The 22366-nt window shown below is 67.1% G+C and carries 18 protein-coding genes and 4 pseudogenes; 15 read left to right on the top strand and 7 right to left on the bottom strand.

Going from position 1 to position 22366, the window contains the following annotated elements; all coding sequences use genetic code 11:
• Positions 1 to 162 precede the first annotated feature (162 nt).
• A complete protein-coding gene (locus ACWGO0_RS35225; RefSeq protein ID WP_453544195.1) occupies positions 163 to 987 on the bottom strand; it encodes an MBL fold metallo-hydrolase in 825 nt (274 codons plus the stop codon).
• Positions 988 to 1783: 796 nt separating this feature from the next.
• Between ACWGO0_RS35225 and ACWGO0_RS35220 the strand changes: the two genes are divergently transcribed.
• The 6 genes and pseudogenes from ACWGO0_RS35220 to ACWGO0_RS35195 all read left to right on the top strand — a co-directional run bounded on the left by ACWGO0_RS35220 (position 1784) and on the right by ACWGO0_RS35195 (position 7183).
• Positions 1784 to 2881 carry a baeRF2 domain-containing protein gene (locus tag ACWGO0_RS35220; RefSeq protein WP_453544193.1) on the top strand — a complete coding sequence of 366 codons (1098 nt, stop codon included), beginning with the start codon at positions 1784 to 1786 and terminating at the stop codon, positions 2879 to 2881.
• Between the two features lie 1255 nt (positions 2882 to 4136).
• Positions 4137 to 4547 carry an SHOCT domain-containing protein gene (locus ACWGO0_RS35215; RefSeq protein ID WP_453544191.1) on the top strand — a complete coding sequence of 137 codons (411 nt, stop codon included), beginning with the start codon at positions 4137 to 4139 and terminating at the stop codon, positions 4545 to 4547.
• A 64-nt stretch (positions 4548 to 4611) separates the two neighbouring features.
• Positions 4612 to 5415, top strand: coding sequence for a hypothetical protein (locus ACWGO0_RS35210; protein ID WP_453544189.1), 804 nt, complete (start codon positions 4612 to 4614; stop codon positions 5413 to 5415).
• 294 nt (positions 5416 to 5709) lie between these two features.
• Positions 5710 to 6035: pseudogene (locus ACWGO0_RS35205) on the top strand (DinB family protein); the annotation flags it as partial.
• Positions 6036 to 6054: 19 nt separating this feature from the next.
• A complete protein-coding gene (locus tag ACWGO0_RS35200) occupies positions 6055 to 6462 on the top strand; it encodes a hypothetical protein (protein ID WP_453544199.1) in 408 nt (135 codons plus the stop codon).
• Between the two features lie 280 nt (positions 6463 to 6742).
• Positions 6743 to 7183: a hypothetical protein gene (locus ACWGO0_RS35195; RefSeq protein WP_453544188.1), complete on the top strand. Its 441-nt coding sequence runs from the start codon at positions 6743 to 6745 to the stop codon at positions 7181 to 7183.
• 139 nt (positions 7184 to 7322) lie between these two features.
• On the opposite strand, the gene ACWGO0_RS35190 is transcribed toward ACWGO0_RS35195, so the two are convergent.
• Entirely contained in the window at positions 7323 to 7496 is a 174-nt protein-coding gene (locus ACWGO0_RS35190) for a hypothetical protein (protein WP_453544186.1), read from the bottom strand.
• Between the two features lie 42 nt (positions 7497 to 7538).
• Here ACWGO0_RS35190 and ACWGO0_RS35185 point away from each other — a divergent pair, with 42 nt between their 5' ends.
• The gene (locus ACWGO0_RS35185; RefSeq protein WP_453544184.1) at positions 7539 to 7874 is read left to right on the top strand and encodes an ArsR/SmtB family transcription factor; all 336 of its coding nucleotides are present in this window, start codon (positions 7539 to 7541) and stop codon (positions 7872 to 7874) included.
• Positions 7874 to 8596 carry a cation transporter gene (locus ACWGO0_RS35180; protein ID WP_453544182.1) on the top strand — a complete coding sequence of 241 codons (723 nt, stop codon included), beginning with the start codon at positions 7874 to 7876 and terminating at the stop codon, positions 8594 to 8596. Before ACWGO0_RS35185 ends, ACWGO0_RS35180 begins: the two co-directional genes overlap by 1 nt.
• 126 nt (positions 8597 to 8722) lie before the next feature.
• Here ACWGO0_RS35180 and ACWGO0_RS35175 read toward each other — a convergent pair whose 3' ends face one another.
• Both ACWGO0_RS35175 and ACWGO0_RS35170 read right to left on the bottom strand, forming a co-directional pair.
• Positions 8723 to 9007, bottom strand: a complete 285-nt coding sequence (locus tag ACWGO0_RS35175) for a hypothetical protein (RefSeq protein ID WP_453544180.1) — start codon at positions 9005 to 9007, stop codon at positions 8723 to 8725.
• An 882-nt stretch (positions 9008 to 9889) separates the two neighbouring features.
• Positions 9890 to 10390 (bottom strand): hypothetical protein, encoded by a 501-nt coding sequence (locus ACWGO0_RS35170; protein ID WP_453544178.1) that lies wholly within the window; start codon positions 10388 to 10390, stop codon positions 9890 to 9892.
• A 772-nt stretch (positions 10391 to 11162) separates the two neighbouring features.
• Between ACWGO0_RS35170 and ACWGO0_RS35165 the strand changes: the two genes are divergently transcribed.
• The 3 genes from ACWGO0_RS35165 to ACWGO0_RS35155 all read left to right on the top strand — a co-directional run bounded on the left by ACWGO0_RS35165 (position 11163) and on the right by ACWGO0_RS35155 (position 13890).
• Entirely contained in the window at positions 11163 to 12080 is a 918-nt protein-coding gene (locus ACWGO0_RS35165; RefSeq protein ID WP_453544176.1) for a F510_1955 family glycosylhydrolase, read from the top strand.
• Positions 12081 to 12221: 141 nt separating this feature from the next.
• Entirely contained in the window at positions 12222 to 12707 is a 486-nt protein-coding gene (locus tag ACWGO0_RS35160; protein WP_453544197.1) for a CbtA family protein, read from the top strand.
• 142 nt (positions 12708 to 12849) lie between these two features.
• Positions 12850 to 13890: an NlpC/P60 family protein gene (locus ACWGO0_RS35155; RefSeq protein WP_453544174.1), complete on the top strand. Its 1041-nt coding sequence runs from the start codon at positions 12850 to 12852 to the stop codon at positions 13888 to 13890.
• Between the two features lie 186 nt (positions 13891 to 14076).
• Here ACWGO0_RS35155 and ACWGO0_RS35150 read toward each other — a convergent pair whose 3' ends face one another.
• The gene (locus tag ACWGO0_RS35150; protein ID WP_453544172.1) at positions 14077 to 15030 is read right to left on the bottom strand and encodes a helix-turn-helix transcriptional regulator; all 954 of its coding nucleotides are present in this window, start codon (positions 15028 to 15030) and stop codon (positions 14077 to 14079) included.
• A gap of 106 nt (positions 15031 to 15136) precedes the next feature.
• Here ACWGO0_RS35150 and ACWGO0_RS35145 point away from each other — a divergent pair, with 106 nt between their 5' ends.
• The 4 genes and pseudogenes from ACWGO0_RS35145 to ACWGO0_RS35130 all read left to right on the top strand — a co-directional run bounded on the left by ACWGO0_RS35145 (position 15137) and on the right by ACWGO0_RS35130 (position 21041).
• Positions 15137 to 15685: an NIPSNAP family protein gene (locus ACWGO0_RS35145; protein WP_453544170.1), complete on the top strand. Its 549-nt coding sequence runs from the start codon at positions 15137 to 15139 to the stop codon at positions 15683 to 15685.
• Between the two features lie 130 nt (positions 15686 to 15815).
• Positions 15816 to 17190 (top strand): annotated as a pseudogene (locus tag ACWGO0_RS35140) (IS1380 family transposase).
• Positions 17191 to 18612: 1422 nt separating this feature from the next.
• Positions 18613 to 19746, top strand: a complete 1134-nt coding sequence (locus ACWGO0_RS35135) for a PLP-dependent cysteine synthase family protein (protein ID WP_453544168.1) — start codon at positions 18613 to 18615, stop codon at positions 19744 to 19746.
• Positions 19746 to 21041, top strand: a complete 1296-nt coding sequence (locus tag ACWGO0_RS35130) for an MFS transporter (protein WP_453544166.1) — start codon at positions 19746 to 19748, stop codon at positions 21039 to 21041. Before ACWGO0_RS35135 ends, ACWGO0_RS35130 begins: the two co-directional genes overlap by 1 nt.
• Positions 21042 to 21274: 233 nt before the next feature.
• On the opposite strand, the pseudogene ACWGO0_RS35125 reads toward ACWGO0_RS35130, so the two are convergent.
• Both ACWGO0_RS35125 and ACWGO0_RS35120 read right to left on the bottom strand, forming a co-directional pair.
• Positions 21275 to 21912, bottom strand: a pseudogene (locus tag ACWGO0_RS35125) (DUF305 domain-containing protein).
• Positions 21913 to 22003: 91 nt separating this feature from the next.
• A pseudogene (locus tag ACWGO0_RS35120) lies at positions 22004 to 22299 on the bottom strand (DUF6153 family protein).
• Positions 22300 to 22366 lie beyond the last annotated feature (67 nt).

Here is a 22366-nt window from a genome sequence, read left to right as displayed (position 1 = left end):
TCTTCCGAAGATCGCGATGCAGCCCGAACCGCATGACGTCAATCGCCAAAGCCGTCCTCACCCTGGAGAGGCAAGGCTGAAAACGCTCAATGATTCCTAATGCGGTCTGTCAAGCCGCGCCTGCGGTGGGTGGCAGGGGTGTCTTGTGGCGGAAGCAGCTTTCTAGTCCGGCGTCCCTTCGCGCTTGCTTCGTCGGGCGAGGTCGCGGGCCTGCCCTTCGTGAATGTCGCTTGCCCACTCCCAGCCGGGTTTGGGCGATACGACCCGCGGGTCACTGGAAACCCGGGCGTCACGTAGGTCCTCCACATACGCTCGATCCAGTTTGATCCTTGCGCGTACCTCATCATTCCTGGCGACGGACCCATGTCCGGGGATGAGGACATCGACGTCGTCCGCTACGCCCTCAAGCAGCCTTAGCCCGACGAGGTAGTCCTCAATCGGGTTATCGGTGTCGTCGAGCATGGGAACGAAGACGTCGGAGAGCATGTCGCCGGCGATGAGAACTCGGCGTTCTTCGATCAACAGGGCCGCATGGCCCGGGGCATGCGCCGGATGCTCAATGATCCGCACCTTAGGGCCGTCCCAAGGAAGCTGCACGGTTTCAGCGGGCAGACCAGTGATAAGGCCGTACAGGTCGAGCGGTGTGTCCTCGGCGATTTCTGGCGGCAGCCCCTCGGCGACGCTGACCTTCCAGTCCGCGTTCGACAACACATCCTGCATAAAGTCCGCGCAGCGGGCCGTGCCGTAACGAGGCGCATTACCAAGATCGGCGTGCCAGAGCACGTGATCCCAATCAGGATGCGTCGAGAACCCTGCCGCCACGGGCCGGCCCAGCCCACGAAGGTCGTTCGCCAAGCAGGTCATTTCGGCACCGGTAATCCCGGCGTCTACGAGTAGCACGCCGTCCCTGCCCTGCACGACAACGGTGTTGTTCTCGAGCAACTCACTCTGGTGGATCAGCACACCCTCGGCGACTTGCTTCAGCATGGGTCCCTCCCCGTTTGATGTCCGCACCCTGCCAGAGGGTCTGGCACACATCAACACAGCCGGACGGGGTGTGTCATGGCGACTCCCTACGACGAGACCGTCCACGGAGGCTTCTTCAGTGTTGAGCCCATGTCAGCTGAGGCCCCTGAGATGGCACTTCAGGTTGGAAGAGGCTCAGTGCCGGTACGGGATGGTCGGTTGCCCTGCGGCGACTCCCGTCTTGGAGATGACCAGTACCAGCGGGGGCACCAGGCACAGAGCCGCTGCGGAGGTCGCGAGCGGCAGACAGCGGAGGTCGCGAGCGGCAGACAGAGGAAGGCGTAAGCGCAGATGCCGAAGCCGAGCGCGAAGGGAAGCCAGCCCAGATAGACCGCGGAGGCCAGGGCGCCAGCTCGGGCGTGCAGGGTCGCATGTCAGGCGGCGGGGACCGACGACAGGGCAAAGAGGGTGCCCGCGACCGTTGCGTAGGTGGCGACGTCTGGGTCAGTTGCGCAGCAGGGGCTTGGTCGCGAGGTGATTACACCCCTGGACCACGGCGGCGGCCAGGACGATGAGGAGGAACGCTCGCCCATGTCCACGCCAACGCTTCAATTCACCATTGCCGCTGCCCGTCAGGCGCTGGCGCCGCGCCGCAGTGGACGACTCACTCATGACCGGCGGCCTTGCTGCCAGCCTGCGTAACGGACTTCGTCTCGCACTCCGCGTTTCTTGTAACTTATCGGCGCGTTTGCACTTATTCGAACGTCGAGTGGCTCATGATGCGCGGTATTAGCGTGGTCTCTCCTGGGAGTGTCTTGTGGATCTTTCGTTTCTGCGTCCGCTGTACGACGCAGCTGGCCCGGTGGTGTCCGTCCACCTGAACACCAGCCGTGAGGACCAGGATGCGGATAAGCGTATTGAGCTGGTCTGGCAGGGTCTGCGTAAACAGCTGGAAGGTCAGGGCGTCGACGAGGCCACGCTGGACGCGGTGGGCGCGGCGGTGGGAGGTTCGCCAGAGATCGTCGGGCCGCAGGGTGAGTCCTTGTTCGCGGCAGAGGGCAGGCTCCTGTCCGTTCATACGCTCGCGGCACCGCCGTTGGTCAACCGGGCGGTAGTCGGGCCGGTAGCAGATGTGCTGGAGACGGTTCTCGACCGGGATCGTCAGCTCCCGCATGTGGTGGTAGCCCTCGACCGCCAGGGCGGTGAGATCGACGGCTACGCGGTGGGTGCGTTCGACGCTGCCCGCAGCCGCACGTTCAATGGCAGCACGCTGCATATCACGCGGGTGAAAGCGGGCGGCCCCTCAAAGGCTTCCTACCACCGCAGGACCGAGAACGTGTGGGACAGAAACACTGCCGGTGTCGCGGAGGAGATCGCTCAGGCAGTCGCGTCTGTGGATGCCGCCGTCGTGTTCATCGGCGGAGACGACAAGGCCACAGCCGCTTTGCGGGATCAGCCCGCATTGTCGGCGCTGGACGTGACTGTCGTAGATGTCGCGGGAGGCAGGGGCGGCGAGGACGCGTTGGCAAGTCTGCGGAGGTCGGTCGACGCGGCACTGGCCCGGGCGTCCGCACGCACTCACGACGAGGCGTTCGAGCAGTACACAGCCGCAGCCGGAACGGGAACAGGGATCTCGTCGATCCCGGCGGTGACTGAAGCCGTGGCCGAAGGCCGCGTCGCCACGCTGCTTCTGTCCGCTGACCGCTCAGACGACCCGCGGAAATGGTCCTCCCTGGACGACCCTATGCGGGTCACGTCTTCCGCCGACGCGCTAGCCGGCACATCAGGTCCCGGGTTCGACATGTCCGCGGCGGCTCTACTGCTTCGAGCAGCCGCACTCGGCGACGCAGGTTTCACCGAGATCCCGGCAGGCCGCGACATCCCGGACGGCTGCGCCGCCGTTCTGCGCTACTAAATTTGGCGTTTTATCCTCGCAGGTCACCCGACCTGCTGATCTGCGGGAACAGGATCGCTGTCGCCTGGCCTTCTGTGGCCCAAGCCACGTCGTGAGCTGGTCCCGGCCGCTCGTCTGCGACCAGAGCGGCCGAACTGGCCACGGAACCAGGGGTGGTGAGTGCCACCGAAGGTGTCCGCGTGGCCCCGTCGCTGGATGTGAGCCTTCCGCTGATCGGTGGTGACAAGGCCATCTCCTCCGGCAACACTGTTCGCGAGCTCAGGGCTCAAAGGCACTCGCGTGGCCGCAGGCGGAAGCTGTCGTCAGAGCCTCGTCGACGGACCTACGAAGATTGGGCAGGGCATCATCCAGGCCGCGGCCGCCCGCGATGCCAACGATCTCGAGGTCAAGACCTTGCAGGGAGGGCACGCTCCGCAACGCCGCAGCCGCCTTGTCGCCGCCACGAACACCACTGCCGCGTTGACCGCAACGACTGCCTCGGCTATCACCACGCGTTTAACGACCACACGTTCTCTGCTCTGCAATGGCAGGACCTTGGAAGGTCCGCCGGCCTGCACCGGTGTGATGTGCAGGCCGGTGCCGTTGAACAACCGGCTGCGGGCTTTACCACACGCGCCGATCGCGTACCCGTCGATGTCACCGCCCTAACGATCCATCGCCACGACCACGTGCGAAAGCTGACGGTCCCGCTCCAGAACCATCTCTACCGGATCGCAACCGGCTCGACACAGCCCGTCCCAGTGGGAGCCGGGGGCGGATCTACACGGCCAGCAGGCGAACCGCCGACCTCGTCCTCGATCGCACTCAGAATTTCCCGGTCGACGCCCTGCTTGCTGCCGCTAGCGCAGAGTCCTCCAGGCCGCCTCGATCCGATGATCCGAGTCCTGGCCTTCACGACTGGTGTCCAGGTTCACGGACACCACCGGCCTCATCACCGCGTACAGCGTATGCAGAAGCCATAGGTCCTCCCACACGACATTTCAGTAGTTGCGCGTCGTGATGGATACAGAAGGACGAAGGCACTCACACCACACCGCACGTTTGCCCTTGCGGCGCACCGTCGGCCGACTGAGGGAACTGCGAGTTATACCGCAGGTGCGGTTGCAGTCAGCGCAAGCGCTGAGGCAGAACCAAGTCGCGTGTCCACGCACTTCCGCCCCCGGTGTCACGTTGAGCCACCGCTAGCGATCAAACGCGGGGTGGGTCACTATCAAGGAAACCACTGCGTCCACCTGCGCACCGGAGGTTGATTGAGATGTCCGATCAATTGATCTTGGCATACGACTTTCCAGTCCTCGGGACGTTCTGGACGTTGATGTGGGTCTTCCTCTGGATCATGTGGCTGATGTTGCTGTTCAGGATCATCGTGGACATCTTCCGCAACGATACGAGCGGCTGGGCCAAGGCGGGATGGCTGCTTTTCGTGCTCATAACTCCGTTCCTGGGCGCTCTCGTCTACGTGATCGCCTGCGGAAAGGGAATGGGGCAGCGAGAGATCAACTCGGCAAAGGCCCAGCGCGAAGCCTTCGACAGTTACGTGCGTGAGACCGCGCACTCCGGCGAGCGAAGCACCACGCACGAGCTTTCCGCACTGGCGGAACTCAGAGCCAAGGGCGATCTCACTGAGGCCGAGTTCGAACAGGCCAAGCAGAAGACCCTGCGTTAAGACACCTCAGCTGAGGCAGCACTGCGCTACGCCGCCACTCCTCCTGGCGACGTAGCGTAGCCGTGTGATGTGTGTAGAGGTTTCCAAATTCGAAGTCTCAGCAACCGCGGGGTGGTACTCCGCTGTTGCAGGGCTGCTGGCCGGTTTTGCGCTACTTGCAGTGCTTCTTCCGCTCGATCATCAGGCTGCTGAGACCAGTGCCACGGAGGACGAATCAGGCGCCGACGGGGTAGTCGTATTTACTTCTTCTTTTTTCGCCTTGCTCATCCTCAGCTTCACTTACGCGGTCCTCGCCGGCCGTACGTCCGAAGGTGCCACGCAAGGCATTGCAAGACACGAGCAGCAACTTAACGGTGCAGCATTCGGCCTCGCCTCTCTCCTCCTGCTGCTCGGCCTTAACGCAGTTCTCCGTCTATACGGCGGAAATGCCCGAATCTTTGAGCCGGGGCGTCGCCTCATCGTCAACGTGACCGGGCTTTACGGCCCTGCCATCGCCGTCGCCTTCCAGTTCAGCAATGCTCTCGACGTCGGCGCCTACCGTGCAACTGCGGGTGCTCGCAACGGAAATGAATGCCAGGCCGACGTGAGCCTTGGCACCTGGATCAACCTGACCGTGTCAATCCTCGCGATCGCCGCACTAGTCGCGCTGGCCTGGCTGCACCAACGCATGCCCCATCGCTCCGGAGCGGCTGCGATCGTCGGCCGCACTACCCTGGGATTTACCATCGCCGTCGCAGTATGGACGGCTTTGATCGTTCCTTTCCTCCCCGTTTCCTTCATCACAGGTTCGCTGTTGGAACACCTCGTCCTCACTCTGAACGCCGTCGGGTGCGTAGCTTTCGGAGCCGCCGCGAGGCTCTCGAGGTGAAAGGATTTCAGCCTGCCCGAGGGGGGACCCAGCCCATACCGCAAGGAATCCTTTATTCGATGAATCTCCCGCAAATGCTCTGGGCGTGAGTTCGTGCAGGCGGGCACTGAGCCTTTTCCAACCTCGGCTCGAGCAGGTGACGTCGAGGGTGACGCCGGGCTGGACGGTGCAGTGATGCGGGAGGCGCTGCACCGCTTCGTGGGTGAGGAATCCGGTCGCGCCCCGTGAGGTGGGCCGTTAACCTCCGCCGGAGCGTAATGAGGTACGACACGCGACCGCGAAGGGGAGCCGTTCATGGAGATCGAGGGCGTACGGACCGACCGTCTGGGCCTGCTGCTCGACCAGTTCGACAAGGCCAGGGAGATGGCCGGGGTGCGGCTGGCAGAGCTCGGCGACGAGGCGTATCTGTGGGAGCGGCGCCCGGCTGCTGGTCGCTCCGGCTGCGCGCCGAGGCGGCGACGCCGCGGGCGTTCGGCCGGGGCGAGTGGGTCATGGACCTGGGCGCCGCGGACATCCCGGCGAGCGAGTACGCAGAGGTCGCCCGGCAGGCGGCGGGCGGCATGTCGGTGCAAAAGATTGCCGACGACTGGAGCGTGACCGTCGGGCGGGTCGAACTGATCCCGCGCCCTTCAGCTCGACGTGATCACCGCGCCGGTGACCCCGGCCGCGCACACCCGGGCCTGCAGGACGTCCGCGGACATCGTGGCGGCCTCGGCAGCCAGCCCGCACATCAGCGCGGTCACGGTGCTGGACGGCGACCACCAGGCGCTGGGCAAGGGCCAGCGAGCTCGCTGGGCTATGACCGCTGAGCAGCACCGCCCCTACACCGAGCAGGAAGCGGCCCGCTTCCACGTCGTACAAAGCGCCCTGCACCAAGCGCTGCCCCGCATGCGGGAAGAGATCGCCGGGATCACGGAACAGGCCCGGCCGCTGATGCCCTCCCCCTGGCAGCCACGCCCGGTGGAGCACCGCCCCACACCGGTCTCGCCGCCTCTGCCAGCAGTGGCTTTGAACGCGAGTAGCGGCGGCAGATGCACGCCATCGTGAGCGCCTGTTCCCGAACGGATCGGTACGCCAGGCTGATGAGGTCGGTGACCGTGCGATCAGGTCATCTCCGGGCGTTGTCTCAGGCATCCGGCTTGCGCATCAGAGCCCGATGACGGCGATGGGGAAGCTTTACGGAGCGTCGTCCAGCCGGCTTGGAGGCTGCGCCTTTCACGCCACCCTGTCGGCTCTCAGCCGTTCCACCGAGAGTTGCAGCCCGATAACACTCCGTGATGTCATGCTCTGACCAGGCAGGCAGAGGGCCCGCCAGTGAGGAGACGACATGCCCGAGGCCACGCCCAACTCGAAGGGACTGGCCCCGATTCAGATGTCACCGGAGCAACTCGCGGGTCTGGGCCTGACTTCCGCACCCGAGGCGACGGCACCGCAAGAGCCTGTGCTGATCCCGGCGGACCAGGTCAAGCCCGAGGACATCGGCACGCTGTCGATCGAGTACCGCGACGGTCGCCCCGTCATCGTCGTCAACGGCGGAACAGCCGTTCCGGCAAGTCTTACCGTCGTTGATGGATCCGGCCACGCCGTTGCGAGGTACGCAGATGATCGCCTCATGCTTCGTGATGACACGGGCGTGGACGCGGAGGAGTACGGCAAGCAGCTCCTCCAGTCCGATGACGTCTTCTTGATCAACACAGGGGACCACGTCTTTTGCTGGGTTGGGTCCGGCGCGTCCATCGATGATCGCGGTGGCGAGGTACGCAGCTGATCCCTTCGCGGCTTCTCCTTCCAGCTCGGCCGCCTCGGTGCGGATCTCTCTACTCCCTCACCGGGGCGCATCGGCGCGACACCGTCCTCGCCTATCGCTGGCTCGACCCGCGGGGACCGGACGGTGGCGCGCATCTACGTCAACGGCGCCCCCAGCTGGAACGGGGCACCAGCGGCCCCGAGGTCCTCACGCGTCCTGAGTCGATGGCACGGACGGCGAAGCGGTTGATGAGCAACGTCCGTTTCTGGTTGGGGTTGATGTACACGAGAACGGTCAGCGCCGGCGCGGCGTCTTCGCCCTGGCGATCAAGCATTCAGCTCCTTTTGAATTCAGGATTCCGTGTACTGTCGCTGCTGTGCTGACTCTTGCTGCTGACATCGAGGTGCTGGCGCGGTTCGGCCGCGCCCTCGCCGACCCGATCCGTTGCCGGATCCTTCTCGCCCTGCGCGAGGCCCCGGCACACCCCGCCGACCTCGCCGACACCCTGGAGATCTCCCGCACGCGACTGTCGAACCACTTGGCGTGCCTGCGCGACTGCGGCCTGGTCGTCGGCGTTCCGGTCGGCCGCCGCACCCGCTACGAGCTCGCCGACGAACGCCTCGGCCACGCGCTGGACGACCTGCGCACCGCCGTGGTCGCCGTCGAGGCCGACAAGACTTGTGTGGACGCGGACGAGAAGGGCTGCTGCTGATGGCCGCCGGGATGCCCGTCGGCATAGGCCCGGCCCCGGCCCGCCGGGACGTACTCGCCCGCCGGATACGGCTGCTGGTCGCCGCCACCATCACCTACAACGTCATCGAAGCGATCGTCGCGATCACCGCCGGGACGATCGCCTCCTCCACCGCGCTGATCGGCTTCGGTCTGGACTCGGTCATCGAGGTCTCCTCCGCCGCCGCGGTCGCCTGGCAGTTCTCCACCCGCGACCACGCCCTGCGCGAAGCCAGGGAGAAGACCACCCTGCGGATCATCTCGGTGTCGTTCTTCGCCCTCGCAGCGTTCGTCACCATCGACGCCATCCGCGCGCTGGCCGGCACCGGCGAAGCCGAACGATCCATCCCCGGCATCGTCATCGCCGCCCTCTCCCTCGCGGTGATGCCCTTCCTGTCCGCCGCCCAGCGCAAGACCGGCCGAGAACTCGGCTCCGCCAGCGCCGTCGCCGACTCCAAGCAGACCCTGCTCTGCACCTACCTCTCCGCCGTCCTCCTGGTCGGCCTCGTCCTCAACGCCACCCTCGGCTGGTCCTGGGCCGACCCGATCGCCGCCCTCGTCATCGCCGCCATCGCCGTCAAGGAAGGCCGCGACGCATGGCAGGGCAAGGGCTGCTGCGCGACACCCGTCGCCGCGACGGTCCCCTCCGCCAGTGCCGAGACGGACGCGTGCGGCTGCCGCCCCGGCTGCGACTGCTGCAAATGATCAGCGGCCCGGGTGCTGTCCGTAGCTCACGAACATTCGCATCCGAAGCCCGCGGCCGTCAGCTGCCTCCCGAACCGGCGCCAAAACGCTGACTGTTTTTCGCGTACAGAGCCACCGCAGGGTTGCTCAGGTCGCGTTGAGGAACTTGAGTCGGGCGGCGTAGGCGAGGGCGATCTGCACGGTCTCGTCCTCGTCCGCCGTCTCCAGCCGGTCCCGGTCCTCCACGGCCCGGTCCCGCGCCGTACGCCACGCTGCCACCTGCTCCGAGTCCTGCCCACCCCTGCGGGCGGCGATGAGCCGGGCGTTGTACGCATCGATCACCCGCGCCACCAGCTCACCGGCCTGCTCGGCATCTCCGCCGGGCTGCTGGAGGGACTGCTCGGTGGGGTCCTGCGGGTTGAGGTCTGACATGTGGTTGCCACTTTCGCGTCGTGCTGACAGTGCTGGACCGACCATTGTCCGTGACGCGACATCACCCACCCGCAAGCGGGCATAGGTTGGGCTAAAGGGCGATCAACCTGGGGGATTTCAGGCTCTGTCGGAGATCTTGTGATGTCGCAGGACCAGGAACATAGGATCACCCACCGCTGAACCGGCCGGGCAGGTCCTTCTGTACCGTGGCGACCTCTTACCTCGGTGCCATGGGAGGGGCCAACACGATGGGACGGGTCGAGTTGACGCACGAGGACGCTCACGCCGGTGAGCGCGGTACCCGCGCGCGGTGCCTGCCCGAGCTGAGCGCCTGGTCGACTGGCCGGTGGATCCGCATGATGCGGACTACTGGCGGAACCGAGCGGCCCTGCCGCCCCGCTGGACGCGTTAGTGACCCAGCGGGTTCGGGGCAGGCTCGATGAGGAAGTCCCGGTCGGAATCAGGCTGCGGCGGTGTCACGCTCGATGGCTGCGAGTCGGTTCTTGAGCCGGGATGACCCGTCGTCTCACCAACGAATCCACACCAACCTGGCGAGGGGCCTGAAGCACAATCACATGCCCATCTCAGAGTCGGCCGAAGGATGCTCGCTAGAACCCGACTCTCGGTGTCGTTGAGGGAAGTGTTGCGCGATACTCGCTCTGTGGAATGGCACAAGCAGGTACAAACGGCGGAACAGATCAGTGATTGGGATGCAGCTATCTCGCTGGTGAGCGCTCGTGCCGAGTGCTACGCCACAAATTTCCACGCGCACGACAATCATCTTTCGCACATGGATCTGCTCGTCCGGGCCGAGCGATTCGACCAGCTCGCCGAACTTGCGCTCACAGACGTCCACGCGCGTCGGCGACTCAACAGATCGCTTCACGAGCGTGGGATGGACACAGCGCTGCGCCACCGTGCTGAGGCCGGCGACAGCGGTGCCTCCGAGAAAGGATGCCCCTCCCAGCAAACTATCGGCAGAAAACTCCCTCTGACGCGCTTCGCGCGGGCCTGACCCGGGGCCAGGGTGGGGTGGCAGCGGCAGCAGGCTTGGATGGAGGTCTTCTCATCTGCGGAGATGACGTACTCGTCCTCGCCGAGCGGAACGCCGTGGAGGATGCGGGCGTACGGGTCCAGGACACGCTGCTCCCCGGTGCGGAAGTTCGGGTCGCGGATCAAGATCCAGGAGTGTTGCCAAGGCTTGAGTACGTCGTCCTTGAGCCAGCGGCGCACCGTGGAGGCGGAGATCGTCTCGTTGATAGCCCGGGTGATGGCCTCGCGCGCGAGCTCGGGGCATGACCAACGTGAGAGTGGGGTTCCGGATTCGGTGGTCAACTGGCATGCCAGCGCCTTGACTTCGGCGATCTGTAGCGCAGTGAGCATCGGCGGCCGGTGAGTTTCGGCGGCGATCCGGGCGTTGCCGCGGCCTCGTACGCCAAGAGTACGATCGTCGCCCGCTGGCGTGTCTGGTGTGGGGACTGGTGGCCGTTGGCCATCTTTTTGAGCCCGTAGCGCTCGGAAGCGGTCAGCTCCAGGGACACGGCGGAACACACGGGCATGGAAGGAGGGCGGCCTATCTCTCGAGACGGAGACCGGGAGTTGCGGCTGCCGTCCGGGGTCCCCCTGAGGCGGTTGATAGTGTCCCGCGCGGAGGTCGATCGTGAACGCGAGCCGAGATGTACGCCCAGACAGGGTCCTGGGGCACCTCCTGCTCGTCGGAGTCTTCGCGTTGGCCGTGTTCCTTTTGCACACCGTCGCGCAGCGGACGGTTCGCCGGCCCACGGCACGTCGGCCGCCTCACTCAGTGCGGGACACCCCTTCGAAGAACGAACGAGCCACGGCTCCGTGCAACTATCGGCTCAGCACGACGGGCCATCGGCGCTCACCAGCCCTTTCGGCGGCACGGACATGGCCTCCCTGTGCGTCGGGATGATCAGCGCCTTTGCGGGCGCTTCCCTGCTTCGGCCCGCGTTCACTCGTCACGTCGGCTGGTCTCCCGCCAACGGCTCATCATTCGCTGAAAGGTTGCGGTCCGCCTCGCTGTCGCGAGAACCCAACCCGGCCCGCTCCCGCTTGCCGGTCCTGCGGGTATAGGCCGCCACACGCTTCCGCTAGCGGCTGCCCGTACGACCGACACACACGAGGTGAATCAAGCATGCCCGCCTTCACGAACCCGTTCCACCGACCGCGCACCCGCTCACTCTGCGCCGTGGGCTCCGCCGTTGCCGGAACTCTCCTCCTTGCCGCCTGCGGCGACAGCACTCCCGACGGCGGCGCCGCTGCCAGGGGCGAGGGGTCCAAGCCGGCCCCCGCCCTGCACAGCCACATCCATGGACTGGGAGTCGACCCGGAAGACGGCAGGCTCTACGTGGCCACCCACGAGGGAATCTTCACCCCGGACAACGGAGGAGGCCCGCAGCTGGTCGGGGACAGTACGGACGATTTCATGGGCTTCACCGTGGCCGGTGCCAAGACCTTCCTGGCCAGCGGTCACCCGGCCCCCGGCAGCAACCAGCCGGACAACCACGGGTTGATCAAGAGCACCGACGCCGGGAAGTCATGGAAGACCGCATCGCTCAAGGGCGAAGCGGACTTCCATAGCTTGGACTATGCGAAGGGCGTCATCTACGGGTACGACAGCACGGGCGGTGTGCTGCGCATGAGCGAGGACGGCACGAACTGGAAGGCCCGTGCGCGGCTGCAGGCCCTCGACTTCGCCGTCAATCCCGCGGACCCCAGCCAGGTCGTCGCCACCACGGCGGATGGCGTGGCGCGCAGCACGGACGGCGTCGCGACCTTCGGTCCCGGCGACGGGGCGGGAATGGAGTTCCTGTCCTGGGCATCGCCGGGCTCTTTGTTCGGGGTCGACTTCACCGGCACTCTGAGTATCAGTTCGGACGGCGGCGCCAACTGGAAGAAGACCGCTGCCGTGCCGGGAGGAGAACCTCAAGCCCTGACCGCCGTCGACGAGCGGCACATTCTCGCCGCTACCCAGGATGGCATCTACGAGTCCCAGGACGCAGGGAAGACCTTCACCAAGCGCCTCTCCGTGGCAAGCGGCGATCACCACTGACATACGCCAATTCACCGGACCTACCCGGCGGGCTGCTCGTTGAGAGGGGTTGTGTGCGGGGCGACCGGCGTCGAGCAAGAGCTGTGTTGAAGCCGCGCTGAGCCTGTCGCTCGGCAGGTCTGCAGTCCTGCTGGGTGTCGTCTGGCCCCCGCATGGGGCAACTGGAAAGCCTCCGTCACCGCCAACGGCGCCTTCGTAACGGCCATCACGGTGGCGATGGTGTTCCTGCCACTCGGCAACAACCTCCCCAAGGGCTGCCCACCCGCCGATCTCTGGAAGTTCCGTCCGGCCGCGATCGGCATCCAGGCCGCGCTGCGGACGGTGTCCGGGTCCTCTTCGGCTACCTGGCCGAACGGATCCTCGCACCGAGTCCCTCAAGGCCGCCACAGCCCGGCGGAACCACACGGCAGGAAAGACCGGGGGTGTGCCAGGCACATCCCGCGTCTCTCCGTCGGTCCCCGCGCTTCCCCCGGCACGAACACTGCTCCAACGCGGCTCCCGAGCCGCCGAGAACTACCACTCAACGAATGGGCACGGGGCTCGTTTTCCCCCGGAGCGGGGCCTGCCCCGTCTGTGGCGTCACTCACTCGCGCGATCCCCGACCCCTCGTTGAAGCTAATCTTCTAAGGAGATTAGTATTCACGGAGCTTTCGCACGGCCGCCCACCCGCCCGGGATGGCGCCAAGGTGCCGCCATGTCCACCATCGCTCACGCGGATCCGGGAAGGGCACAGTCCCGGCTCGGCGGCCGAGCAAGAAGGAGCTCCACAGTGGCTTCCCATCGCCGCCCGAAGCAGTCCGGTCCGCGCTACACCGGTGTCCTCACCATCACCGCGGCGGCAGCCATTGCCCTCTCCACCCAGTCGGCTACGGCCGACCCCCTGCCCGACCCCAACAAGAAGGGGGTCAAAGCGCAGGTGGACCGGCTGTACGAACAGGCGACCCAAGCCACCGAGAAGTACAACGGGGCGAAGGAGAAGGCGGACGAGCTCACCAAGCAGGTGGACACCCTGCGGGACGAGGCCGCCCGTAAGCAGGGCGAGCTGAACAAGCTTCGCGATCGGATCGGCGCAGTGGCAGCTGGCCAGTACCGGTCAGGTGGCCTCGACCCGTCCGTCCAGTTGCTCCTCTCCGAGGACCCCGACACATACCTGGAGAAGGCATCTGCCCTCGACCGGCTAGGCGAACAACAGACTGCCGCCCTCCAGCAGTTCCTCTCCCAGCAGCGCGCGCTCCAGCAGCAGCGCAAGGAGGCGTCCGAGAAGCTGCGCGATCTCGGCGCCGTGCAGAAGGAGCTGGGCAACCGGAAGACGGAGATCCAGGGCAAGCTCGGCGAGGCACAGCGGCTGCTGAACACCCTGTCGGCGAAGGAGCGGGCACGGATCACCGAAGAGGAGAACCGGGCCAACCGGGCGAGCGCTCGGGTCGAGTTGGGCAACGAGGCGAGCACGTCCGAGCGCGCCGCCGCGGCCTTCGCGGCGGCAAAGAGCCGGGTCGGGATGCCATACGTCTGGGGTGCGAGCGGGCCGAGTTCCTTCGACTGCTCCGGACTGACGTCCTGGGCGTATCGCCAGGCCGGAGTGACCATACCCCGCACATCCCAATCGCAGGCGAGCGCCGGGGCGCGGATCAACTCCCTGAGCGCACTCAAGCCGGGAGACCTGATCATCATGCGCAGCGACTTGAGCCACGTCGGGTTCTACGCGGGCAACGGCCAGATCCTCCACGCCCCCAAGCCGGGCGCTCAGGTGCGTTACGAGTCGATCGCCCGCAGCGGCATGCCATTCATGTGGGGCGTCCGCATCGACTAACCTCGCGCTTTCACGAGCGTGACTGTCCGACGTGTGATCAACGAAGTGAGGAGTGCCGCTGACCTGGCGCGATGGGACTTGTTCAGAGTCTTGGCGCGGTCAGGAACGCTGCACTCTTCAGGTGAAGAGGCCCATCGGGTCCTACACGCGTGTGCGGGTGTCCGGTGCGGGTGGCTGGTGCCCTGGTCAGCAGAACCCTCTGCCCATGGGGCGCCCTTCGTAGCGGGTGGCCAGGGTTCGTGCCGTCTCGGCGATGCGGTTGCGTAGTTCGGCCGGTGCCATGACCTCGACATCGGCGCCCAGCCGCAGGAACTCTCGGTGGGCGTGGTCGATCGACTCGATAGGCACGCGGGCCTCCGTCCATCCGTCATCCGTGGGTGTCACGCCGAGGCGGCAGGCGCCCTCTGGGGTGAGCCGCACCAGGGCCTCCGCGGTGTGCAGTCGCGCTCGGAAGTCGGCCAGATAGCCGTTCCAGTATCCGGCCAGGTCGAACCCGTCCGGAATGGCGAACTCTTCTTCCAGCGGCCGAATTTCGAGGATCTGGTCGACTCGGTAGGTGCGGATCCCGGACGGCCCCCCGGCGATCAGGTACCAGCGGCCGGCCTTGAGGACGAGCCCGTACGGCTCCACCCGTCGCTCGATCTCCTCCGGCGCCCGCCAGCGCCGGTACCGCAGTACCACCGCCCGCCGCGCCCATACCGCGGCGGCGACCGCTGCCAGGTGAGGCACCCGGTCGGCGTCGCCGTACCAGCCGGGGGCGTCGAGCAGGAAGCCTTCCTGGATCCGCTCGGCGTGCTCGTGCAGCTCCGCCGGAAGGGCGGCCCGCAGCTTGAGCTGGGCCATGGCGAGCGCCTCGCCGAGGCCGAGTTCGGCGGCGGCGCCGGGGAGTGCGGCGAGGAACGCGGCCTTCGCCTCGTCCGCGGTCAGTCCGGTGAGCCGGGTCCGGTAGCCGTCGACCAGCCGGTAGCCGCCGGCGTGGCCGGCGGCGCCATACAGCGGGATGCCGGCGGCACCGAGCGCCTCGACGTCCCGGTAGACCGTCCGGACGGAGACCTCCAGTTCGTCGGCCAGCTGCCGGGCCGTCATCTGGCCCCGGTTCTGGAGCAGCAGAAGCAGGGTGACCAGCCGGCTCGCACGCATGCCGCTCATTATCCACTGACAGTAGATGTCAGCAGACCGGCTCTAGCCTGCGGCGCATGGACGACAACTGGACCTTGGACCTCACGCGCACCGGGCGGGCCACCGCATGAGCATCGTCGAACTCCGGCAGTACACCCTGCGTCCCGGCGCCCGGAAGGCGCTGATCGAGCTGTTCGAGCGCGAGTTCGTGACCGGTCAGCAGGCGGTCGGCATCACTGTCGGCGGCCGGTTCCGCGACCTGGACGACCCGGACCGCTTCGTCTGGCTGCGCGCGTTCCCCGACATGGCGCACCGCCGGCGCGCGCTGGAGGCGTTCTACACCGGCCCGGTCTGGCGGGAGCACCGCGACACCGCCAACGCCACAATGATCGACAGCGACGACGTCCTGCTGCTGCGCGGCCCGGGCTTCACGCCGGAGCCGGGCACGAGTGAGGTGTTCGCGACCGTCTGCCACCCCACCGACGCGGCCGATTTCGACGCGTACGCCGCCCGGCACCTGGGCCCGGGCCACGCGCTGCACCGCACCGAGCACGCCGAGAACGACTTTCCCCGCTTGCCCGTCCGGACCGGGGAAGACGTCCGGATCTGGTTCGGCCAGGCCGAGCCGGCACCCTGGCCGACCCGACAACTGCGGCTGGAGCCCGTGAAGCCTTAGAACTCCTCACCGCGCGCGCTCGTGAAACGTGCTGTCCGACGGGTGGTCAGGTAAGCGAAAAGTGCTCTGACCAGCGAGAATGAGGATTGTCGAGGTCCTTGTTCCCGCCCCCGTCGGAGACACTTCCCAGGTGAAGAAGCGTATCGGGTCGTACCCGCGTGTCCGCATCGAGAGCGGCGGCCGGGCGGTGGTGTCCCAGGCCGGGGGCGTGCTGCTGGTCGAGACCGTCCGCAAGGCCGGGCTGGACCAGGCGATATCGGCGGCGCTGGCGCCGTGGCGGAAGGCTCGGGCGGTGCACGATCCGGGCAAGATCCTGCTGGATGTGGCGCTCGTTCGCGCTGGGCGGGGACTGCCTCGCGGATGTCGGGATGCTGCGGGCCGAGCCGGCTGTGTTCGGGCCGGTGGCCTCCGACCCGACGGTCTCCCGCCTCATCGACACCCTCGCCGCGGCTGGGCCGAAGGCCCTCTCCGAGATACGGGCCGCGCGAGCCGAAGCGCGCGAGCACGTCTGGAACGTGGCCAAGAACAGGCCCCGGACGCCTCAGGGCAGGTGATCGTGGACCTGGACGGGGTGCTCGTTCTGGCCCACTCCGAGAAGCAGGACGCCACCGCAACCTGGAAGAAGACCTTCGGACACCACCCTCTGATGGGGTTCGTCGATCACGGAAGCGGTGGGAGCGGGGAGCCGGTGGCCGGCCTGCTCAGGCCAGGCAACGCAGGCAGCAACACCGCCGCCGACCACATCACCACGGCCCAACTCGCCCTGGCCCAGCTGCCGAAGAAGTACCGGCGCGGACGCCGGACGCTCATGCGTACCGACTCCGGCGGTGGAAGCCACGAGTTCGTCGCCTGGCTCGCCCAGCGGGGCAGGTGGCTGTCGTACTCGGTCGGCATGACCATCACCGACGCCATCCACGAGGCCGTCCTCAAGGTCCCGGCCACCGCATGGACGGTGGCCGTCGAGCCGGGCGGCGAGATCCGTGACGGCGCCTGGGTCGCCGAACTGTCCGGCGACTGCCTGAAGGGCTGGCCCAACGGGATGCGACTGATCGTCCGCAAGGAACGCCCGCGCCCTGGAGCCCAGTTGCGCTTCACCGATGACGACGGCCTGCGGCTCACCGCGTTCGCCACCAACACCACCAGCGTCCCGATCGCCGCACTCGAACTGCGACACCGTCAGCGGGCCCGCGCCGAGGACCGCATCCGAAACGCCCGCGCCACCGGCCTGCGCAACCTGCCACTGCACGATACCGCGCAGAAACCAGATCTGGCTGGAGATCGTCCAGATCGCTCTCGACCTGCTGGCCTGGATGCCCATGCTCGCTCTGACCGGCGAAACCCGCAGGTGGGAGCCTCGCCGTCTCCGGCTTCGCCTCTTCTCCGCCGCCGCCCAGCTCGTCACAACCGCCCGCCGCCGACACCTGAGGTTCGCACGCCACTGGCCCTGGACCGACGTGATCACCGATGCCATCACCCGGCTTGAAGCTCTCCCGAACCCCGGCTGACCAGCCAGTTCCCGTCCCTGCGAGCAGCATCATCCCGCCGGAGCAGTGGAAGCCGGCGCCCACCCGACGCGACAGCCGGGCCATCAGCCTGGCCACCACCAGCCCAAACAACCGAAACGGCCCGCCGAAGAAACCGACGGACCGTCACGAAAGATCGAGGCTAAAGGCACGGCTGCGTTACCCTGCCCCCCTTTCACTGCGGCCACAGCATTGTTGAGTCCTCAATTTATTTCTCGGCCACTCAGCAGAGGCCGTGACCAGCCCGCCCAAATCCGACAACAGATCGAGCCTGTACACGACTTATTCACGCCATGCTCCATGCGGAATTACGAACTGTGGCGAATATGCGGTTAAGATAACGACGTGATTACAGCCCGGTCGCGCCCATGTGCGCCGCACTCCCGCCTTTCAGTGGGATTGCGACACCTGTTCTGCCTGGCTGTACTCCTGTTCGGTCTACTGGCCGGACATGGTGTAGAGAAGGAAGGCTTCGCCGAGTTCGCTCCGCAGAACCTGGCCGCCGCATCGCAGAGCATCGTGGACGGTTTCGGTGGACACTCGCCGATGCACCCGACCCATGAATGCTCACCCAGGCTTCCCGAGGGAACTGCGGCGCCCAACACCCTCGGCGCCTCCAGGCAGTCCGACGTATACCGTGAAGCTGTCACCGGTAAGCCGGTCACAACCGATTCGGTGAGAGACAGTTCGCTTTCATCGGCATCCCCCAGAAATCCCGCAGTCCTTCAGGTGTAGATGCTCCCGCGCCACCTCCCTCGGCTTGCGACCGAACGGTCAGCGGTCGAACGGCGCGCCTTCTCCCCACACCCCTTGAATTGTTGTGTGCGCCCTCCGTCCTGTCGCACGGACCCAAGTCGGCGCACCCATGGAGGAACTGTGCCAAGCCGCAATCACGCACGCCCGACCGCTGAATTTCTGCCCGGCGTAAGCCACTTACTCAGTGTCATCGTCGGCGCCCTGATGGTGTCAGCAGCTCTCTGCTTCTCGCCCGTCGGCGGCGACACCTCGCACCGCGAAACCGGCATCGCCACGGCGGTGAAGTGGGGCGGGAACCACACCGAGGACCGGGCACCACAGCACCGTGGCCACGGTCACGGTCACGGTCACGGTCACGGAGCCGAGTGCACCTTTCGGGGTCTAACTCCCCAGGCTTCCGTCACGACGCAGCACTCCGAACCCGGGGCCACACCTCTCACCTTGCCCGCGGTCAGCGACGCGACGGCCCTGGACGCCCCGGCCGTAGGAGCGGTCGCCTCACCAGGTGCCTCTCTGGCACGGTCGGGCCGCTCGTTGCAGATCAGCGTCTGCCGGTGGCGCATCTAGGCCGTTCCCTTCGCGGGCCGCGTGGCGCGGCCACCGAACGGAACGAGTACCTGACGCGCACATCGAAGTGAGAGCGGAACCATGCACTCCTGCACCACCGACGTCACACCCCCTGCGCGCTCCGCCCTGTCCGGGCTGGTCGGCAACACCCCAATGCTCCGCGTCTCGGAGCCGCTCGCCCCCGCGGGCCGCGGCTTCTGGGCGAAGCTGGAGGGCTTCAACCCCGGCGGCATCAAGGACCGCCCGGGTCTCCACATGGTCGAACGGGCCCGCGCCCGCGGCGATCTGCACCCCGGCGCCCGGATCATCGAGTCCACGAGTGGCACCCTCGGGCTCGGGCTCGCCCTCGCCGGCATGGTGTACGGCCACCCCGTCACCCTGGTCACCGACCCGGGCCTGGAGTTGTCCATGACGCGGCTGCTGTCCGCGTACGGGGCCAAGGTCAACTTGGTGTCCGAGCCGCACCCCACCGGCGGCTGGCAGCAGGCCCGCCGCGACCGAGTGACCCAGCTCCTCGCACAGCACCCCGGATCCTGGTGCCCTGATCAGTACAACAACCCCGACAACATCACCGCGTACACACCGCTCGCCCTCGAACTCGCCACCGAACTCGGCCACATCGACGTCCTGGTGTGCAGCGTGGGCACGGGCGGCCACTCGGCGGGCGTCTCCCGTGTCCTGCGCCAGCTCTACCCGGACCTGACGCTCGTAGGGGTCGACACCATCGGCTCGACGATCTTCGGCCAGCCGGCCCGGTCGCGCCTCATGCGCGGACTCGGATCGAGCATCTACCCCGGCAACGTCGCGTACGACCAGTTCAGCGAGGTGCACTGGGTGGCCCCGAGCGAGGCGGTGTGGTCCTGCCGTCAGCTCGCCGCCTCCCACTACGCCACGGGCGGTTGGAGCGTCGGCGCCGTCGCCCTGGTTTCGGGCTGGCTCGCCCGCGCGCTGCCCAAGGAGACACGGATCGCTGCGATCTTCCCCGATGGGCCGCAGCGCTATCTCGGCACCGTGTACGACGACGACTACTGCGCCGCCCACGGCCTCCTCGACGGGACGCCGGCACCCGAACCGGATGTCATCGGCCGCCTCGACGAGAAGGAGGTCACCCGCTGGACGCGCTGCACCGCCGTGGTCGACCCCCTCACACTCGCCCAGGACGAGCAGGCGGCCGGCGGCGAGGGCCTCGCGGACACCGCGAAGGAGCGGGTCTGATGAAAGGCACTCTCACCCAAGTCCGTTCGTACGAACGGAGCGTGCAGCTGCTGATGGTGAACCAGTTCACCATCAACCTCGGCTTCTACATGCTCATGCCCTACCTCGCGGCACATCTCGCCGGGCCCCTCGGGCTCGCCGGCTGGCTGATCGGGCTCATTCTCGGCGTCCGCAACTTCAGCCAGCAGGGCATGTTCCTCATCGGCGGCACACTCGCGGACCGGCTCGGCTACAAGCCCATGATCATCGCCGGACTCGTCCTGCGCACCGTCGGGTTCGCGACGCTCGGTCTGGTCGAGTCCGTCCCGGCGCTGCTCGCCGCCTCCGCGGCGACGGGCCTGGCGGGCGCGCTGTTCAACCCGGCCACCCGCGCCTATCTCGCCGCCGACGCCGGCGAGCGCCGGGTGGAGTCGTTCGCCCTGTTCAACGTCTTCTACCAGGCGGGCATTCTGCTCGGACCGCTGGTGGGCATGGTGCTGACCGGAGTCGACTTCAGCGTCACCTGTCTCGTCGCGGCGGGGGTCTTCGCCGTGCTGAGCGTCATCCAGAGCCGTGCCCTGCCCTCCCGCCGAGCCGAGGAGGAGAAGGAGAAGGCCGGCGAGGGCGTACTCAGCCAGTGGCGGGGAATCCTCGCCAACCGCCCGTTCCTGCTCTTCTCCGTGGCCATGATCGGCTCGTACGTCATGTCGTTCCAGGTCTACCTGGCACTCCCGCTGGAGGTCCGGCGGCTCGGCGGAGAAGGCACCTTCGGCATGGCGGCCGTCGCCATCCTGTTCGCCGTCTCCGGGCTGAGCACGATCCTCTTCCAAACCAAGGTGACCGCCTGGTGCAAAGCCCGAATGGAGCCGGGACGAGCCCTCACCTGGGGTCTGCTCACCATGGGCACGGCGTTCCTCCCGCTCCTCGCCGCCACAGCGGTCCCTGTGCCCGGCGACGGCATCGGCCTGTGGCTGCTGGCCGCCGTACCGCCGGCGTCGTCCGCGCTGCTTCTCTCGGTCGGCACGATGATCGCCTATCCCTTCGAGATGGACACCATCGTGCGGCTCTCGGGCAACCGCCTCGTGGCCACGCACTACGGCTTCTACAACACCATCTGCGGGATCGGTATCACCGTCGGCAACCTGCTGACCGGCGCGGCGCTCGACGCAGCCCGAAAGGCCGGATTGTCCGCGCTGCCCTGGCTCGCGCTCACCTCGCTCGGCCTGGCGTGCACTGCCGCGCTGTACGGCCTGCACCGCACGGGCCGTCTCGCCGCACCCCCGGCCGAGGCACGCCCGCAGCCCTTGACCGTCTGACCTGACACCCCGTAGCAGAGGGGCGGTCGCCCACATCGCGCCCGCCCCTCTGCTGCACCATGCCCCTTTCGGGAGTGAACGATGACGACCGTGCCGTCCCGGAAGTCCCGCACCACCGGTCCTGAGGTCTCCGGCCAAGCCACCGTGCGGGAACACGGGGGCACGACTACATCGCGTGCCGCTCTGCCGTGGCCGACGGCAGGCCACGACGGAGCGGACGGTTCCGCGGTGGGTCAGCTCTGGCCGAGCATCTTGTTCATCTCGATCTCAGCCGTCTGCGCCTTGATCACCTCGTCTGCCAGCTCGAGGGCGGGGCCGTACTTGCCCTCCGCCTTCTCCGTGTTGGCCATCTCGATGGCACCCTCGTGGTGCTTGATCATCATCTCGGCGAACATCTTGTCGAACTCGGCACCCTCGGCCTTCATGAGCTCGTCCATCTCCTCCTCGGTCATCATGCCGGGCATACCGTGGTCCATGTCGTGGCCCTGGCCGGACATGTCTGCGGGGACCTCCTCGCCCCACGACGTCAGCCAGCCGGACATGGTCTTGATCTCCGGTTCCTGTGCGCCCTTGATCTTCTTCGCCAGGTCCTTCGTCTCCGCGGACGAGGCCCTGTCGTCTGCGAGATCAGCCATCTCCACGGCCTGCCGGTGGTGCTGGATCATCTCTTCGGCGAAGGCAACGTCCTGGGCATTTGGTCGCCGGCCTGAGCCGAGGCGCTCGGAGCAGGGGCGGAGGAGCTGGACTCCATGGCCCCCATGTCGTGCCCGCCGCCGTTGCCGTTGCCGCCGCAGGCGGCGAGAACGAGGGCCACCGCTCCGGTCGCGGCGACGAGGGAAGTACGGCGGATCAGCGTGCGGTGCGTGCTCATTGCGAGACTCCTGGGTCTGTCGTCTGTCGAGGAAGGCATGACGATGGGCCCCGGCCCGCCCGGTGGGCAGAGCGAGACGCCACGGCGCTTCCTAGATCCGCAGGAGCTGAAGTTCGGACAGTGACGGCGGGGCGCGGCCTCCGCCGGGTGCGGCAGTGCTCCTCGTGACGAGCCCGGGGGCGGACTCCCCCGGACAGATCAGTGTCGGCTGCAACTCAGGAAGGGCGATCGAGCCGCTGACAGCGGCCGAGGCACAGGTGGGTCAGCGTGCTCGCCCTGGCCGCCGTGCCCGGAGCAGTCGTGATCGCAGTGGTCCGGCGCGTCGAGAACCACAGACGGGGAGCTGTACGCCGCAGTCGTCTGCGCCGCCGAGGGGCCGGGCCCCATGGCATGCATGCCGAGCAGCCCCAGAAGAACGGCAAGAACAAGAAGTCCGTGGTTCCGCAGCGCCTGC

Source organism: Streptomyces sp. NPDC055749 (assembly GCF_053617235.1).
Note: the sequence above shows the minus strand (reverse complement) of the source record. Positions and strands in the feature narration are given on the sequence as shown.